Source organism: Frankia tisae (assembly GCF_025403405.1).
Classification (GTDB): Bacteria; Actinomycetota; Actinomycetes; order Frankiales; family Frankiaceae; genus Frankia; species Frankia tisai.
Window position 1 is genome coordinate 1 of the sequence record NZ_JANEZT010000123.1, and the last position, 16,483, is coordinate 16,483.

The following is a 16,483-nucleotide window of genomic DNA, read 5'->3' on the forward strand; positions in this document are numbered from 1 at the left end:
CAACCTGGCCCAACCCCCAAGGCGCCCCATGCCCTCAACGCCACCCCAGACTGCCCCAAACCACTTCAAAGAACGAGATTCCCCACTCCCCCAACCCCGGGGGGTCCGGGGAGTCGCCCCCCCGGGCAGACATTGCGCGAGACCTCCGCAAAACCCCTTCGGGGGCGCAGCATGACAAACCAGATCGCGTGGGCGTACGTGGTTTCGAACCACGGACCTCTGCCGTGTGAAGGCAGCGCTCTACCACTGAGCTATACGCCCTTGCGGGTGATGAAACTACCCTACACGGCGCCGATCCGGGCCGGTGCAGGGGGTCCCGGTGGACGGATACGCCGATGTCCGCCGTCCCGCCCGGTGGCCGGACTGGGCCAGGTTCGCCGCGACTGGCCGAGGTTGAGAACCACCCGGACGGGGAAGGCTCAAGGTGGAACGGCCTTGGCAGGTTGGCCTGATGCTCGGGGGGACGTTCGGACGCTACGGATGGTAATCATCCGCCCGCCTGCGGTGGGGGTACACCTAGCGGCCGACCGATCTAGGATCTACCCGGGAAAGGTTCACCCTTCCAGGCCAGTCAACTCGCCCGAACTGCCGTAACGGATGTTGTCTTGGCATAATCTTGTTTCCAACGGGACTCGGAGAGGGAACTATCCCGTTACACGGGTGCTCGCCCGCACCACGCACCATGAGAGGCCGCCCGATGACTATTCGTCACGATTCGATCACCGCCGAACTCGCCCTTCGACTCGTCGTCCCCGGCGGCGCTCCGGTGCCGGTCGCCGCGACGGTCCGGTACGAGCCGGCCGACCCTTATGCGATCAGCATCGGCTTCCGCACGGGAGCCGACGAGGTCGTGGAGTGGACCTTCGCACGCCAACTCCTGAGCGACGGCGTCCGCCGTCCGGCCGGGGACGGTGACGTGCAGGTGTGGCCGGCCGCCCAGTCCGGTGGGCGGATCGTCTGCCTGTCCCTGTCGAGTCCTTCGGGGCACGCGCTGTTCGAGATGCCGCGTTCCGAAGTGCTGGCCTTCCTGCGGCGGACGTATTCCGCTGTGCCCCTCGGCGGCGAGAGCGACATCATCGATCTTGATGCGGAACTTGCCCTACTGATCTGGGGCGGCCCCGAGCGGTGATCTCACCGGGGTCGGGATCGTTCCCGACCCCGGCAGGCCGGTGCGGGCACTGTTCGACAGGGGATCGCCTCCTGTACCTGAGGCAGTTCCGGATCCCATTGCACACGCAGCATCAACCCGCCTGGTCGGGCCCTGCCCGGCCAGGCGGGTTGTCGTCTGCGCGCCTACGGGGCTCCCCCTCGTCTCAGCCGCTCGCCAGCCCCACCAGCCGGTGGGCTTTGAGCTCGGTCTCGCGCCACTCCCCCTGCGGGTCGCTGCCCCAGGTCACAGCGGCGCCGGTGCCGAACCACAGCCGGTCCGCATCGAACCAGAAGGTGCGGATGCCGACCGAGAGCCATCCTCGACCGCTGTCGGCATCCACCCAGCCGATCCCGCCACAGTAGGGACCGCGCGGCCCCGGCTCCAGCTCGCGAATGATCCGCAGCGCGCTCGACTTGGGCGCGCCGGAGACCGAGCCGGGCGGACAGGCGGCGGCCAGCAACTCCGGCCAGCCCATCCCGGGCTGCAACCGGGCGCGCACCGTCGACACGAGGTGGACCAGGCCCGGATGATGTTCGACGGCGCACAGAGCCGGCACGGTGACACTGCCGGTCCGGGCCACCCGCCCGAGGTCGTTGCGTACCAGATCAACAATCATGATGTTCTCGGCGACGTCCTTGTCCCGAAGATCGCGTACGGTCCGCCCGGTGCCCTTGATGGGCCCGGAGCGCACGACGTCGCCGTCCCGCGCAAGGAACAGCTCCGGCGAGGCCCCCGCGATCCGCAGGCCCGCCTCGGGAACGTCCAGCGCGAGCGCGTACGGGGCCGGATTCCCGGCCGCGAGGACCGCGGCGAGCGCGGCGGGGTCGGGTTCGACCGGTTCGCCACCGGGACCGGCGGGGGGCAGCGGCGCGGACAGCAGCCGGCAGAGGTTCACCTCGTAGACGTCACCGGCGGCGATGCGCTCCCGGATGGCGACCGCGCCCGCCACGTAGGCGGCGTGATCGAGGCTGGTGGCCCAGGACCGCAGGTCCGGACCACGCCACGGGCCGCGGCTCAGGGCCGCGGGACCGGCGGCGGGCACCGAACGCACGTCGGCGAACCGGACGCAGCGCAGCACTCCCTCGAAGTCGACGACCACGGCCCAGAAACCACCGCGTTCCAGCACCGCGGGATCGTCACTGATCTCCACGACTCCCGTGGCGAGCCGGTCGCCGGCGAGCAGGTACGAGGGTGACCTGGACCGCGGGACCGCCGTGGACCCGCGGGCGATCGGTTCCGGAGCGCCCACGTTCGTCCGGCTCATTCCGATCACGTTACCGCCTTCCCTCACGACCCGCTGCCCTGCGATGCGCGCCCCGCGAGCCGCTCGCCCGCGGCCATGGCACGCATCACGACGGCTGCCGCACAGGCCGGCGGCGGTGGCCGGCGGCGGTGTGGGGGCGACGGTGTGGGGGCGAGCCTCAGAGGGGGCCGGCGCGAGCATCGACCGGCACGGTGGACGTGCCGTGGGCGAAACCCGATGTTCACGTGGGACTCCTTGACCCAACGCAACATTCCCGCGACGTCTGGCGGGCCATTCGACGCAGAGGCCGTTCGTCCGCTAGAGTGCTAGCTGCACCGCCAAGAACGCTGGTGCAGCGCGGACGTGGCTCAGTTGGTAGAGCATCACCTTGCCAAGGTGAGGGTCGCGGGTTCGAATCCCGTCGTCCGCTCGGGAACAGAGGGGCTAGAGGTCCGTACCAGCGGCCTCCCGCGGCGGAGTGGCCGAGTGGTTTAGGCAAGGGCCTGCAAAGCCCTGTACGCGGGTTCGATTCCCGCCTCCGCCTCTGATCCATTGCGGGCGATTAGCTCAGTGGGAGAGCGCTACCTTGACACGGTAGAGGTCACTGGTTCAATCCCAGTATCGCCCACCCCGCAGAACAGCGTTTCATCTGCCTCAAACGGCCACTCCGCGGAGTGGCCGTTTTCATGTCCCCGTGCGCGGCTGCACCGCCGGCCCGAGAGACGCCCGCCCGCGCGGATCCGCTGCGGCACAGGCTGTCCCGCCGCGGCGCGTCCGCCACCGGCCAGGTCAGCGCGGCGCCGCCGACGGTGAGCCCTCGCCCAGGAGGAACGCGGTCACACCGTCGGCGAGGCCGCTCGCCGCCCGGGCCCGCCAGGCTGGATCGATGATTTCCGCGGCGTCGGTCCGGTTACGCATGTTTCCGCATTCGAGGAACACCTTCGGGACGCGGGAGAGGTTCAGCCCACCGAGATCGGACCGAATCGTCATCCCCTCCTTTCCCAGATAGTCGGCCAGTGGCTGGCCGGTGGCACGGCCGAACGCCGACCGCAGGGTCCCCGCGAGCCGGCTCGACGGGGCGAGGATCACCGCGTTGGTCCGGTCGGGGCTCAGCGCGGGCGCGATCACGTGGAACCCGCGGCCCTCAGCGGGCCCCCCGTCCGCGTGGATGGAGACAACCGCGGCCGCTGCGGCGCCGTTGCCGATCCTCGCCCGCTCGTCGACGCACGGGCCCACCCCGTCGTCGTCCGGTCGGGTCAGCACGACCCTGGCACCGCGGGAGCGCAGGATCACGGCCGCCCGCTGGGCGAGATCGAACGTGAAGGCGTGCTCCGGGTAGCCCCCGTCGGTCTCGGCACCGACGGTGTCGCACTCCTTGTCGAAGCCCCCAGCGGGCACCGGCCGGCTGATGGCTGTGGCCGCCCGGCTGTTCCCGCCGTTGTGGCCCGGGTCGAGCACGATGGTGCGGCCGGCGAGCGCCGTCGCGGCGACGGCAGTGGGCGAGACACCAGGCGCGGGGGCACCGGCGCCGTTTCCATCCGAGCCCGTCAGCGCGAACCGCAGACCGAACCCGGCCGCCAGGGCGACGGCGACCACGGCGACGGCTTGGACAAGCGTCGGCCTGATCCACGCCGGCATCGTGTCTCCCGCCCACGAAGGGGTCGAGCTGCCCCGTCCGCACTCACCGTATGCGGACGTCCGAATCCGGCCCGAACGTGGCGGGGCGCGGGGCGGGGCGCGTGGCGGAGCGGGCAGCCGTCAGGCCGTGACGAAGTCGATCAGCCGCTCCACCGCGCCAAGCAGGCCCACCTCCAGGTCGGTGTAGCTGTCGACGGACGCGAGCACCCGGCGCCACAGATCGCCGGGCTCAGCGACGCCCAGCACCCGGCACACCCCCTCCTTCCACGGCTCGCCGCGGGGCACCGTCGGCCAGGCCCGGATGCCGATCGACGCCGGTTTCACCGCCTGCCAGATGTCGATGTAGGGATGCCCGGTGACCAGTACATGCTCGCCGACGACGGCGGCCGCGATGCGGCTCTCCTTCGATCCTGGGACGAGATGGTCGACGAGGACACCCAACCGCCGGCCAGGCCCCGGCCGGAAGGTCTCGACCACCGCCGGCAGCTCGTCGACGCCATCGAGGCTCTCCACCACCACGCCCTCGATGCGCAGGTCGTCGCCCCACACCCGCTCGACGAGGGCGGCGTCGTGCACACCCTCCACGTAGATGCGGCTGGCGCGGGCGACCCGGGCCCGGTGACCGGTGACGACGCGCGAGCCGGAGGCGGTACGCGAGGGGGCGGCGGGCACCGCGCGGCGGGGCCGCACGAGCGTGACCCGGCGCCCCTCCAGCAGAAAGGCGCCGGGTTCGAGCGGAAACACCCGACGGGCGCCGTGCCGGTCCTCCAATGTCACCGCGCCGTGCTCGGCGGCGACCACGGCGCCGCAGAAACCGGTCGCGACCTCCTCGACCACCAGGTCGGGCTCGAGCTCGACCTCCGGCGGCAGAGCCGGGCGAGTGCGGGCGGCGGGTGCCAGGACGTCCCGGCTATAGTCGCGGCTGCGCATGCTCCGAACCTAGGCCGCCAGATCGCCATGATCAGGGATATCGACGCGGGCGTGTCGAGATACGACAGTGGGGGCATATCCGCACACGGCGCCCTTGGCCCCGCGCTGGCTCGCGATGGTCCGGTCCGACCAGGCCCGGTGGCGCGAGCGGAGGAACCGTCTGGAGCAACGGGAGGCACCGCGGTGACCGCACGCTACGGGCCGGGAGTCGCCCTGCTGGTCGTGGACGTTCAGAACGACTTCGCCGACCCGGCGGGCAGCCTCTACGTCGCCGGCGGCGAGAAGATCATCGACGGGGTGAACGCCGAGGTCTCTGCCGCGGTGGCCGCCGGGTCCCCGGTGTTTTACAGCCAGGACTGGCATCCCGCGCGTACCCCGCACTTTGTGACCGACGGCGGTGTCTGGCCGCCGCACTGCGTGGCAGACACCATCGGCGCAGAGTTCCACCCCGATCTGGTCGTGACCGGCGAGGTGATCCGCAAAGGGGTGGACGGGGCCGACGGCTACTCTGCCTTCTCGGTGCGAGACCCGGCCTCGGGGCATCGGTCGGCGACGGTGCTCGAAGAACGGCTCGTTCGGCTGGGCGTCTCGACGCTCGTCGTGGTCGGCCTGGCCGGCGACCACTGCGTCCGGGAAAGCGCGCTGGATGCACGCCTACTGGGCCTGACGGTACTGCTACCGCTGGCCCACACCAGATTCGTCAACCTCCACCCAGGCGACGACGAACGGGCGGTGGCAGCGATGCGGGACGCGGGCGTGCTCGTCGCCTGAGGCATCGTGGCGGGTCGCGGAGGGTACGGGCGCGGAAGGGTACGGTCGCGGCCTGATCGGCAGCGGGATGCCGTCGGCGGGCATGCCGCCGCCACGGCCGTGGCGTGTCGTGAGCCCACGCCAGAGGCCATGCGGTGGAACTATCCGAACGCGGCTCCTCAGGCCGCGCAGTCTCGGCAGATCATGCGGCGCTCGTCCACGAGCTGACTACGGTGGTGCACGAGGTAGCACTGCGTGCAGGTGAACTCGTCAGCCTGCCGCGGAAGCACTCGGACATTGAGTTCCTCTCCGGCCAGGTCGGCACCCGGCAGGCCGAGCTCGGTTTCGAACGGATCAACATCGTCACCGAGATCAGTCGCCGCGTCCGCCCGCCGCGCCTTGAGGGCCTCGAGGCTCTGCTCCGAGGCGTCCTCTATGTCAGCCGTACGAGGTGTGTCGTAATCGGTGGCCACTGAATAACTCCCAGAAAGGTTGTGCGTGGTCGTGCGCAAGCCACAACGCATGACCGCCGGGGTATGTGCCCGTCAGACCCGCGCTACCCTGGTGTGGGCTTCACCACACCCTCGCAACCATCTCCGCGTCGATGCGTCGCGTGGCCCTGAACATCCGCGGTGCCTACCCGACTCGGTGCGGCCCAACCCGGCCGCGGGCCGGCTGTGCGGGTCGCTAGCCGGTGCGCCGCAGCCAGGTGACCGGGGCTCCGTGGGCGCCTCGACGCAGCGGCTCGAGGACGTCGTCCCAGGCCGTCCCGAGCAGGCGGTGCAGGCCCCGGGCGAGGGTCTCGCGAGCCTCGCCCCGTTCCAGCAACGCCCGCAGGGCCGCCTCGCCGACCACCACGTCGCCGTTGGCGGCGATCGCGGCCCGGTGCAGGCCGAGATCGGGGGTATAGGAATAGCGCTCGGCGTCGCACCCGGGTGAGGGCCCCTCGACGGTTTCGAAGGTGACGTGCCCAAGCCGGCGCAGCGCACCGGCGACCCGGCCCGCCGTGCCCGGGGACGCGCGCCACTCCAGCCCGGCGAAGAGGAATCCGGGCATGCCAGGCTGCGCCGTCCAGGTCAGCGACACAGGCGACGACAACACTCCGGACGCGCCGAACTCCAGGTGCGGGCACAGCGCCGGCGGACAGGCGAGCACCGCCAGCTTGCCCGGCACGGCGAAGGACGACGAGCCGGATGACAGCTCACGAGCTGTCGAGGATATTGCGACCACGCGGGACCTCCGTCGACGAGGAACGCCTTCCCCTGCGCCTGTCGACTCGCCCCCGGACAGCTTGCCGAAATCGTCCCATGGTCCGGCTCGGCGGACTAGCCCCACCCCCCTCCGGAAGTATGACTAATTGGGCGGAGGACCGGCCCGGGGCAACCACCCTCCCCGCCCGGGGGATGGTTCATCCGGATAGCTCGCCTGAGGCAGGCTCCGGCCGCTGCGGTGCGGCCCCGTTCGGTCCGCCGCCGGCGGGTGCGGGTGCGGCGGGTGCGGCGGCGGGTGCGGGTGCGGCGCCCAGCAGGCCGCCGAGGCCGCTGAGCGCGCCGGTCAGTTCGCTCGGCACGATCCACAGCTTGCTCGCCTGCCCCTGGGCGATCTGCGGCAGTGTCTGCAGGTACTGGTAGGCCAGCAGCTTCTGGTCGGCGTCGCCCTCGTGGATCGCCCGGAAGACGGTCCCGATGGCCTTCGCCTCGCCCTCGGCGGTGAGGATCTGCGCCTCGCGCTCACCTTCGGCCCGCAGGATCGCCGCCTGCTTCTCCCCCTCGGCCCGCAGGATCTCGCTCTGCTTGACGCCCTCGGCGGTCAGGATCGCCGCGCGGCGGTCCCGCTCGGCCCGCATCTGCTTCTCCATCGAATCCTGGATGGAGCGTGGCGGGTCGATGGCCTTCAGCTCCACCCGGTTGACCCGGATGCCCCATTTGCCGGTGGCCTCGTCGAGCACCCCGCGCAGCTGCCCGTTGATCTGGTCGCGGGAGGTGAGGGTGGCCTCCAGGTTCAGCCCGCCGATGACGTTGCGCAACGTGGTGACGGTGAGCTGCTCGATGGCGCGGATGACGTTGGCGATCTCGTAGGTGGCTGCCCGTGGATCGGTGACCTGGAAGTAGATCACCGTGTCGATCCCGACCACGAGGTTGTCCTCGGTGATCACCGGCTGCGGCGGGAAGCTGACCACCTGCTCGCGCAGGTCGATGCGGTCGCGCACCCGGTCGACGAACGGGACCACGATCGCCAGCCCCGGGGTGAGGGTGCGGTGGTACCGACCGAGGCGTTCCACCACCATCGCCCGCGCCTGCGGGACGATGCGCACCGCCCGCACCAAAAAGATCAAAAGTACCGCCGCGACCACCACGGCGACGATGACACCTGCCATGACGTACCCCTTCCCTGTCGGACCCACGGGCCTTGCCGTGACCCCACCGGCCCCGGGGACGCCGGGCCGCGAAGTCAGATCTCGAACCGGTGCACGATGGCGGTCGCTCCGTCGATGCGCAGGACACGCCCCTCGCTGCCGACCTCCAGCACGGTCGTGGCCGGGTAGGACCGGGCCGACCAGACCTCCCCCTTGATCTTCACCCGGCCGCCCTCCCCGTTCACCCGCTCCAGCACCAACACCCGCTCCCCCACCAGCGCGTCCGCGCCGGTGCGCAGTTCAGGGGTTCGCTGCAGGTGCCGGCGGGCCACCGGGCGAAGCCCGAGGCCGAGGCCACCGGCCGCCACGACGAACCCGGCGATCTGCCAGGCCGCGTCGACACCCAGCAGCGCGACGGCCGCGCCCACCAACGCCGCCAGCGAGAACATCACCAGCGTCAGGTCCAGCGTGAGCAGCTCGCCGGCGAGCAAGGCGCCGGCGACGACGACCCAGATCGCCCAGTCGGCCATGACTCCATGCTAGGGCCGGCCGTCAGCAACCGATCAATGAAACCTCAATGATCGTCGAAGCTCCGACCTCACATTTCGCGCGCCCCCGGATCAGAGCATCCGTCCTGGCCGTAGGCTTCGTTCGTATGTCGCAGGTATGGCCGGGCAGCCCTTATCCCCTGGGCGCCACATATGACGGGTCGGGGACGAATTTCGCGCTCTTCTCGGAGATCGCCGACCGGGTCCAGCTCTGCCTGTTCGACGATGCGGGCCAGGAGGACCGGGTCGACCTGAAGGAGGTCGACGCCTTCGTCTGGCACGCCTACCTGCCCACCGTCGGGCCGGGGCAGCGCTACGGCTACCGGGTCTACGGCCCCTACGACCCGGCCCACGGCACCCGCTGCAACCCGCACAAGCTGTTGCTCGACCCGTACGCGAAGGCTGTTGACGGCGAGGTCGCCTGGGACCAGGCGGTGTTCCCGTACACCTTCGGCGACCCGGACGGCGTCAACGACGCCGACTCCGGCCCGCACATGATGAAGTCGGTCGTGATCAGCCCGTTCTTCGACTGGAACGGCGACCGTCCGCCGCGCACGCCGTACAACGAGTCGGTGTTCTACGAGGCGCACGTCCGCGGACTCACCAAGAACCATCCCGGGCTGCCCGAGGAGTACCGCGGCACCTACGCCGGCATCGCCCACCCCCTGATGATCGACCATTACCGCAAGCTCGGCGTCACCGCGATCGAACTGCTGCCCGTGCACCAGTTCGTCCACGACGAGCACCTGGTCAGCAAGAACCTGCGCAACTACTGGGGCTACAACTCGATCGCCTTCCTCGCCCCGCACAACGGCTACTCCGCCTCCGGCGGGCACGGCCGGCAGGTGCAGGAGTTCAAGGGCATGGTCAAGAACCTGCACGAGGCCGGGATCGAGGTGATCCTCGACGTCGTCTACAACCACACCGCCGAGGGCAACCACATGGGGCCGATGCTGTGCTTCCGCGGCATCGACAACGCCGCCTACTACCGCCTCGTGGACGACGACCCCCACTACTACATGGACTACACAGGCACCGGCAACAGCCTGCGGGTCCGCCACCCCCACGTCCTGCAGCTGATCATGGACTCGCTGCGGTACTGGGTGACCGACATGCACGTCGACGGCTTCCGCTTCGACCTGGCCGCGACGCTGGCGCGGGAGTTCTACGACGTCGACCGGCTGTCGTCGTTCTTCGACCTGGTCCAGCAGGACCCGGTCGTCTCCCAGGTCAAGCTGATCGCCGAGCCGTGGGACCTCGGCGAGGGCGGCTACCAGGTCGGGAACTTCCCCCCGCTGTGGACCGAGTGGAACGGTAAGTACCGTGACACCGTCCGTGACTTCTGGCGCGGCCAGGACCATGGCATCGCCGAGTTCGCCTCCCGGCTGACCGGGTCGAGCGACCTGTACGAGAACAGCGGGCGACGCCCCTGGGCGTCGATCAACTTCATCACCGCCCACGACGGCTTCACGCTGCGCGACCTCGTCTCGTACAACGACAAGCACAACGAGGCCAACGGGGAGGGAAACCGGGACGGATCGGACGACAACCGCTCCTGGAACTGCGGAGTCGAGGGGCCGACCGACGACGCGAACGTACTGTCCCTGCGGACCGCGCAAACCCGTAACCTGCTCACGACGCTACTGCTGTCCCAGGGGGTGCCGATGCTGGTCGCCGGAGACGAGATGGGGCGCACCCAACACGGCAACAACAACGCCTACTGCCAGGACAACCCGCTCTCCTGGCTGGACTGGGCGGACGCGGAGCGCAACGCCGACCTGGTGGAGTTCGTCGGCCTGCTGTCCAGGCTGCGCAAGGACCACCCGATCTTCCGGCGCCGCCGGTTCTTCCAGGGGATCTCCCTGCGCGGGCAGGGCGCCACGGCCCGCAGCGCCGCGACCGACGACCCGGCCGTGGCCGACGACCCGGCCAAGAAGGACATCGTCTGGCTGCGGCCGGACGGCACCGAGATGTCCGACACCGACTGGGAATCCGGCACAGCCCGCTCCCTGGGCGTCTACCTCAACGGGGAGGGCATCCCGGACCCGGACGCGCTCGGCCAGTCGATCACCGACGACTCCTTCCTGCTGTACTTCAACGCGCACTACGAGCCGGTCGCCTTCCGGGTGCCGGCGCCGAGCTTCGGCGCGTCCTGGGAAACGGTCGTCGACACCCGCAAGTCCACCGCGGAGATCGACGCCACCCTGGAGACCATCCCCCTGGCCCACTCCGCCCTCGATCCGACCGACGTGGGCAAGGTGGTCAAGGCCGGCGACCCGATCGAGATCGACGCCCGTTCGACGGTCGTGCTGCGCCGTGTCGACTGAGCCCACCCCCCCACCGGGCGGGCCCAGAGCCGAGCGGGTGGTGCCGACCTCGACCTACCGGCTCCAGCTCAACCTCGACTTCTCCTTCACCGACGCGGCCGTGATCGTCCCCTACCTGGCCACACTCGGCGTGTCGCACCTGTACCTGTCGCCGGTGCTGGAGGCCGCCCCCGGCTCGACGCACGGCTACGACCTCGTCGAGCACGGCCAGATCAACCCCGAGCTCGGCGGGACGGGCGGCCTGCGCCGGCTGACCGCCGCCTGCCGCAAGGCCGGCCTCGGCATCGTCGTCGACGTCGTCCCGAACCACATGTCCGTCACCCCGGAGACGGCGAACTCGGCCTGGTGGTCGGTGCTGCGCGAGGGGCCCGAATCCCCCTACGCCTCCTGGTTCGACATCGACTGGGCCGCGCCCGACAACCCGGGCCGGGTGCTGGTCCCGATCCTCGGCGCGGGCCTCGCGGACTGCCTGGCCGCCGGGGAGATCTCCGTCGAGCAGGACACCGAGGGCGCGTGGGTCGTCGTCTACTACGACCACGTGCTGCCGACCGCGCCCGGCACCGCCGACCCCGACGACGTCGCCGCCACCCTGGACGCCCAGTACTACCGGCTGTGCTGGTGGCGGGTCGCCGCGAGCGAGCTGAACTACCGCCGTTTCTTCGACATCACCACCCTCGCCGGGCTGCGCCAGGAGGAACCCGACGTCTTCGCCGCGACCCACCGGCTGCTCATCGAACAGGTCCGGGCGGGCACGTTCGATGGATTGCGCATCGACCATCCGGACGGCCTGGCCGACCCGGAGGGCTACCTGCGACGGCTCGCCGACGCCTCCGGCGGGGTGTGGACCGTCGTCGAGAAGATCCTGGAGCAGGACGAGGCCCTCCCCGACACCTGGGCCTGTGACGGCACCACCGGCTACGAGGGGATCGCCCGGCTGACCCGGCTGTTCCTCGACCCCGTCGCCGGACATCCACTCGCCGTGCTCTACCAGGAGATCACCCGCGCCGATCCCGACTACGAGGCCGAGGCGCGGGCCGCCAAGCTCGACGTGCTCGCCGGCGTGCTGCAACCCGAGGTGGACCGGCTGACCGCGCTCGCCCTCGGGGAAGCCCGGGAGGCCCGCGCGGACCTCACCCGCACCGGGCTGCGGGAGGCGCTGTGCGAGGTGCTGGCCGCCTTCGACGTCTACCGGGCCTACATCCGCCCGGACGGCACGCCGAGCCTGGAGGCCCGCGGCCACGTGGTGCGGGCCTGCGAGCAGGCGCGGTCCTACCTGCCCGGCCGCGCCACCGAGGTCGACCTGATCGAGGACCTGGCCCTGAGCGGTCCGCCCGAGTTCGTCACGCGTTTCCAGCAGACGTGCGGGCCGGTGATGGCCAAGGGCATCGAGGACACGGCGTTCTACCGCTACTCCCGGCTCATCGCCCTCAACGAGGTCGGCGGCGACCCGGCGCGCTTCCCGACGTTCACCACCGGGCATCCGCGCAGCGCCGTCACCGAGTTCCACGAGGCGAACCTGGCGATGCAGCGGAGCTGGCCGCTGACGATGACCACCCTGTCGACGCACGACACGAAGCGCTCCGAGGACGTCCGGGCCCGCCTCGCCGTCCTCTCCGAGGATCCACGCGGCTGGGCGGAGGTGGCCGGCAGCCTGGTCCGCCTCGGCGAGCGTCACCGCGACACCGAGCAGGGCTGGCCGGACCGGCCCACCGCCTACTTCCTGCTGCAGACCCTCGTCGGCGCCTGGCCGCTGCCCACCGAGCGGGCGACCCAGTACATGCTCAAGGCCGTCCGCGAGGCGAAGGTCTACACCAGCTGGACCGACCAGGACCCCGCCTACGAGGCCGCGCTGACGAACTACATCGAGTCGGTGCTGGAGGACGAGGAGTTCCTCGCCGTCCTCACCGGCTACGTCGGCACCCTCGTCGAGCTCGGCCGGCAGAACTCGCTGGCCCAGAAGCTGCTCCAGCTCACCGTCCCCGGCGTCCCGGACCTGTACCAGGGCCAGGAGCTGTGGGACCTGTCCCTGGTCGACCCGGACAACCGCCGCCCGGTCAACTACGGCGACCGGACGAAGCTGCTCGCCGAGCTCGGCGTCGAGCCCGGCGTGGACACCGGCACGCCACGGCGCCCACCGGTGCTCGACGACTCCGGCGCCGCGAAGCTGCTCGTCGTCACCCGGACGCTGCGGACCCGCCGCGAGCACCCCGAGTGGTTCGGCGACCGAGCCACCTACCGCCCCCTGTGGGCGTCGGGCTCGGCCGCGGAGAACGTGGTCGCCTTCGCCCGCTCCGAGTCGGTGGTCACCGTGGCCCCCCGCCTGGTCCTCGGCCTGCGCCGCGGCGGCGGCTGGCGCGACACCACCATCCCGCTGCCCGAGGGCCGCTGGACCGACGTCCTCACCGGCCGCCGCCACGACGGCGGCACCGCCTACGTCCTACGCCTGCTGCGCGACTTCCCCGTCAGCCTCCTCGTCCGCTCCTGATCCGGCGCCGGGCGGCGCGAACGGGCCCCTTCCGCGAGACGACCTCCGCTGTCGCCGGTCATCTGCACGCCGGCGGGGCCGGGGCGGGTGCCGCGGTGCGGATCACGGATCCCACCTGGTGCGCCCGCTGCCATGAGGCTGGTCACAGGGGGCCGTTTCACCCGGTGAAACCGGGTCCTGCGGGCACCTTCGGTGGGGGCCGTTGTCACGGACACGGCATGTCACCCGTCGGCGGAAGGTAGACAGGAGCTATGAGCACCTTCCGGCTGTGGGCCCCGGACGCGAAGACGGTCAGCCTGGTCGTGGCGGACTCCGCCGGCGACGCCACCCATGAGATGTCCGCCGGGCGGCGAGGCTGGTGGTGGGTGAACGTCCCCTCCGCGAAGCACGGCACGGACTACGCCTTCGTGCTCGACGGGGGTACCGAGGAGCTGCCCGATCCCCGCTCGGTCTGGCAGCCGGCGGGGGTGCACGGCCGGTCCCGGCTGGTCGACCACTCGACGTTCCGCTGGTCGGACGCGAGCTGGCGCGGCATCGCGCTGGCCGGCAGCGTGCTCTACGAGCTGCACGTCGGGACGTTCACTCCCGAGGGCACCTTCGACGCCGCGATCGGCAAGCTCGACCATCTCGCCGAGCTCGGCATCGACGCCGTCGAGCTGCTGCCGGTCAACGCCTTCCCGGGGCACCACGGCTGGGGTTACGACGGGGTGGGCCTGTCCGCTGTGCACGAGCCGTACGGCGGGCCGGACGGGCTGAAGCGGTTCGTCGACGCGGCGCACGCCCACGGCATCGGCGTGATCATGGATGTGGTCTACAACCACCTCGGCCCGGACGGGAACTACCTGGGGCAGTTCGGGCCGTACTTCACCGACCGGTACATCACCCCGTGGGGGCCGGCGGTCAACCTCGACGCTCCCGGCTCCGACGAGGTCCGCGCGTTCATCCTCGACAGCGCGTTGTCCTGGCTCCGGGACTTCCACTGCGACGGGCTGCGCCTGGACGCCGTGCACGCCTTCCAGGACAGCCGGGCGATGCACCTGCTCGAGGAGATCGCCGAGTCGGTGCACCGGCTCGGGGCGCAGGTGCGCCGGCCGCTGTTCGTCGTCGCCGAGTCCGACCTCAACGATCCCAAGCTGGTCGTCGCCCCCGAGGCCGGTGGGTACGGCCTGGACGGCCAGTGGTGCGACGACGCCCACCACGCGCTGTGGGCGACGCTGTCCGACGAGCGGCAGGGCTACTACATCGACTTCGGGTCGATCGAGACGCTCGCCCACGCGCTGACGAAGGGTTTCGTGCACGAGGGCGGCTACTCGGCGTTCCGCGGCCGCTCCCACGGCCGGCCGATGCCGCCGACGACACCGGCCTACCGGTTCGTCACGTTCCTGCAGAACCACGACCAGATCGGCAACCGGGCGGTGGGCGACCGGTCGTCGGCGCAGCTCAGCGACGGTCTGCTGCGCATCGGCGCGGCCCTGCTGCTCACCTCGGCGCTGACCCCGATGCTGTTCATGGGGGAGGAATGGGGGGCGCACACTCCCTGGCAGTACTTCACCGACCACACCGCGTCCGGTCTCGGCGACGCGGTGCGCGAGGGGCGGCGCGCCGAGTTCGCCGAGCACGGCTGGGGGCCCGACGACGTCCCCGACCCGCAGGACCCGGCGACGTTCGAGCGATCGAAGCTGGACTGGTCCGAGCCGGCCCGCCCGGGCCACGGAAGCCTGCTGGACTGGCACCGCCGGCTCATCGGGCTGCGCCGCAAGCTGCCGGCGCTGACGGACCCGGCATGGTCGTCGGTGGAGTGCCCCTACGACGAGGAGGCCCGCTGGCTGGTGGTGCGCCGCGGGGATGTGGCGATCGTCGTCAACCTGTCGTCGCAGCGGCAGGCGGTGCCGCTTGACGGGGTGCCCTTCGACGCGCCGGCGGCCTCGGCGCCCGGCTTCACCTACATGCCGGGCCGCGTCGAGCTCGACGGCGAGTCCGTCGTCATCACCCGACTGCTGCCGCCGGCCGGCTGAGCGGCGCCGCCCGGCTGAACGGCGCCGCCCGACGTCGCCCGACGTCGCCGGTCAGCGGCGGACACGGTCCCGGGACAGCAGGAAATACAGCCCGCCGAGCACCGCCAGTCCCACCAGCAACACCATGACGAGCAGCACGACGTAGGTTCCCATGCGTCCATCGTCGCAGGCTCAGCCGACGGTCGCGGGCTGGGAGAGGAGCTGGCGGTGTTCTCAGGCGGCGGTGAGGCGGGCGCCGTCGCGGGCGAGCGCCGCCAGACGCGACACCGCCCGCTGGTACTTCTTACGATGCGGCCCGGCGAGCAGCTCCGCGCCGAACAACTCCGCCACCCCGACGCCCGAGGCGACGATCGGGATCGACCGGTCGTAGAGCCGGTCGGCGAACGCGACGAACCGCAGCGCCACGGCCTGGTCGGCGACCGGCGCCACGCCGTGCAACGCGACCAGCCCCACCCCGTCGACGAGCGCCCCGTAACGTGACGGGTGCAGCCCCGCCAGATGCGTGCACAGCGCGGCGAACCCGTCCTCGCTCGCCCCCTCGAAGGCGGCGGCGAACGCCGCGACCTCGGCGTCCGGGCATGGCGCGGGCGGTGCCGGCAGTCCCCGGTGACGGTAGTCGCCGCCATCGATGCGCAGGACGTCGAAGCGGGCGGCCAGGCCCTGGATCTCGCGCAGGAAATCAGCGGCGGCGAACCGGCCGGCGCCGAGATCCTCCGGCTGGGTGTTGCTCGTCGCGGCCAACGCGACACCCGCGTCGGCGAGGCGGGTCAGCAGGGTCGACATGAGCACCGTGTCGCCCGGATCGTCGAGCTCGAACTCGTCGATGGCAACCAGCCGCAGCCCGCCGAGGGCCTGCACGGTCGCCGCGAAGCCGAGCGCCCCCACCAGGGAGGTGAGCTCGACGAAGGTGCCGTACGCCTTCGGGTCCGCAACCGAGTGCCACAGCGAGGCGAGCAGGTGGGTCTTGCCGACGCCGAACCCGCCATCGAGGTACACCCCCGGCAGGGCCATCCCCGCCCCACGGCTCGCACCACCCGATCG

General features: G+C 71.2%; 13 protein-coding genes and 4 tRNA genes. 8 read left to right on the forward strand and 9 right to left on the reverse strand.

Annotated elements, in window-relative coordinates; all coding sequences use genetic code 11:
- Positions 1-189: 189 nt before the first annotated feature.
- Positions 190-261, reverse strand: a tRNA-Val gene (locus NBZ85_RS13855).
- Between the two features lie 436 nt (positions 262-697).
- Between NBZ85_RS13855 and NBZ85_RS13860 the strand changes: the two genes are divergently transcribed.
- On the forward strand, positions 698-1,129 hold the full coding sequence (locus tag NBZ85_RS13860) for an SsgA family sporulation/cell division regulator (protein ID WP_009739629.1): 432 nt from the start codon (positions 698-700) through the stop codon (positions 1,127-1,129).
- Between the two features lie 184 nt (positions 1,130-1,313).
- Here the strand turns inward: NBZ85_RS13860 and NBZ85_RS13865 are convergent, their stop codons facing one another.
- Positions 1,314-2,414 (reverse strand): chorismate-binding protein, encoded by a 1,101-nt coding sequence (locus NBZ85_RS13865; protein ID WP_261556887.1) that lies wholly within the window; start codon positions 2,412-2,414, stop codon positions 1,314-1,316.
- A gap of 336 nt (positions 2,415-2,750) precedes the next feature.
- Here NBZ85_RS13865 and NBZ85_RS13870 point away from each other — a divergent pair.
- The 3 genes from NBZ85_RS13870 (at position 2,751) to NBZ85_RS13880 (ending at position 3,021) form a co-directional block, all read left to right on the forward strand.
- Positions 2,751-2,823: transfer RNA gene (locus NBZ85_RS13870), tRNA-Gly, on the forward strand.
- 42 nt (positions 2,824-2,865) lie between these two features.
- Positions 2,866-2,937: transfer RNA gene (locus NBZ85_RS13875), tRNA-Cys, on the forward strand.
- 12 nt (positions 2,938-2,949) lie between these two features.
- A tRNA-Val gene (locus NBZ85_RS13880) sits at positions 2,950-3,021 on the forward strand.
- Between the two features lie 161 nt (positions 3,022-3,182).
- On the opposite strand, the gene NBZ85_RS13885 is transcribed toward NBZ85_RS13880, so the two are convergent.
- A complete protein-coding gene (locus NBZ85_RS13885; protein ID WP_261556893.1) occupies positions 3,183-4,031 on the reverse strand; it encodes an N-acetylmuramoyl-L-alanine amidase in 849 nt (282 codons plus the stop codon).
- A 120-nt stretch (positions 4,032-4,151) separates the two neighbouring features.
- Positions 4,152-4,961 carry a DUF3097 domain-containing protein gene (locus NBZ85_RS13890; RefSeq protein ID WP_261556894.1) on the reverse strand — a complete coding sequence of 270 codons (810 nt, stop codon included), beginning with the start codon at positions 4,959-4,961 and terminating at the stop codon, positions 4,152-4,154.
- Between the two features lie 183 nt (positions 4,962-5,144).
- Between NBZ85_RS13890 and NBZ85_RS13895 the strand changes: the two genes are divergently transcribed.
- Positions 5,145-5,732 (forward strand): isochorismatase family protein, encoded by a 588-nt coding sequence (locus tag NBZ85_RS13895; protein WP_261556895.1) that lies wholly within the window; start codon positions 5,145-5,147, stop codon positions 5,730-5,732.
- A gap of 158 nt (positions 5,733-5,890) precedes the next feature.
- On the opposite strand, the gene NBZ85_RS13900 is transcribed toward NBZ85_RS13895, so the two are convergent.
- The 4 genes from NBZ85_RS13900 to NBZ85_RS13915 form a co-directional block, all read right to left on the reverse strand.
- The gene (locus tag NBZ85_RS13900) at positions 5,891-6,184 is read right to left on the reverse strand and encodes a DUF4193 domain-containing protein (protein WP_136447338.1); all 294 of its coding nucleotides are present in this window, start codon (positions 6,182-6,184) and stop codon (positions 5,891-5,893) included.
- Between the two features lie 214 nt (positions 6,185-6,398).
- Positions 6,399-6,941: a DUF3145 domain-containing protein gene (locus tag NBZ85_RS13905; RefSeq protein WP_261556896.1), complete on the reverse strand. Its 543-nt coding sequence runs from the start codon at positions 6,939-6,941 to the stop codon at positions 6,399-6,401.
- A 178-nt stretch (positions 6,942-7,119) separates the two neighbouring features.
- The gene (locus tag NBZ85_RS13910; RefSeq protein WP_261556900.1) at positions 7,120-8,088 is read right to left on the reverse strand and encodes an SPFH domain-containing protein; all 969 of its coding nucleotides are present in this window, start codon (positions 8,086-8,088) and stop codon (positions 7,120-7,122) included.
- Between the two features lie 74 nt (positions 8,089-8,162).
- A complete protein-coding gene (locus NBZ85_RS13915; protein ID WP_261562032.1) occupies positions 8,163-8,597 on the reverse strand; it encodes an NfeD family protein in 435 nt (144 codons plus the stop codon).
- Between the two features lie 125 nt (positions 8,598-8,722).
- Between NBZ85_RS13915 and glgX the strand changes: the two genes are divergently transcribed.
- The 3 genes from glgX (at position 8,723) to treZ (ending at position 15,442) form a co-directional block, all read left to right on the forward strand.
- Positions 8,723-10,942, forward strand: a complete 2,220-nt coding sequence (gene glgX, locus NBZ85_RS13920) for a glycogen debranching protein GlgX (protein ID WP_261556903.1) — start codon at positions 8,723-8,725, stop codon at positions 10,940-10,942.
- Entirely contained in the window at positions 10,932-13,427 is a 2,496-nt protein-coding gene (gene treY / locus NBZ85_RS13925) for a malto-oligosyltrehalose synthase (protein WP_438803081.1), read from the forward strand. The genes glgX and treY overlap by 11 nt, the downstream gene beginning before the upstream one ends.
- A gap of 251 nt (positions 13,428-13,678) precedes the next feature.
- Positions 13,679-15,442 (forward strand): malto-oligosyltrehalose trehalohydrolase, encoded by a 1,764-nt coding sequence (gene treZ / locus NBZ85_RS13930; protein WP_261562033.1) that lies wholly within the window; start codon positions 13,679-13,681, stop codon positions 15,440-15,442.
- Between the two features lie 213 nt (positions 15,443-15,655).
- On the opposite strand, the gene zapE is transcribed toward treZ, so the two are convergent.
- Positions 15,656-16,483 (reverse strand): cell division protein ZapE (gene zapE / locus NBZ85_RS13935; protein WP_261562034.1); only part of this gene is annotated, 828 nt, incomplete at its 5' end.

Bases quoted from the DNA above. Each gene is read 5' to 3' on its own strand.
- NBZ85_RS13860 (WP_009739629.1), top strand. From the start codon at position 698: ATGACTATTCGTCACGATTCGATCACCGCCGAACTCGCCCTTCGACTC.
- NBZ85_RS13865 (WP_261556887.1), bottom strand. From the start codon at position 2,414: ATGAGCCGGACGAACGTGGGCGCTCCGGAACCGATCGCCCGCGGGTCC.
- NBZ85_RS13885 (WP_261556893.1), bottom strand. From the start codon at position 4,031: ATGCCGGCGTGGATCAGGCCGACGCTTGTCCAAGCCGTCGCCGTGGTC.
- NBZ85_RS13890 (WP_261556894.1), bottom strand. From the start codon at position 4,961: ATGCGCAGCCGCGACTATAGCCGGGACGTCCTGGCACCCGCCGCCCGC.
- NBZ85_RS13910 (WP_261556900.1), bottom strand. From the start codon at position 8,088: ATGGCAGGTGTCATCGTCGCCGTGGTGGTCGCGGCGGTACTTTTGATC.
- NBZ85_RS13915 (WP_261562032.1), bottom strand. From the start codon at position 8,597: ATGGCCGACTGGGCGATCTGGGTCGTCGTCGCCGGCGCCTTGCTCGCC.
- glgX (WP_261556903.1), top strand. From the start codon at position 8,723: ATGTCGCAGGTATGGCCGGGCAGCCCTTATCCCCTGGGCGCCACATAT.
- treZ (WP_261562033.1), top strand. From the start codon at position 13,679: ATGAGCACCTTCCGGCTGTGGGCCCCGGACGCGAAGACGGTCAGCCTG.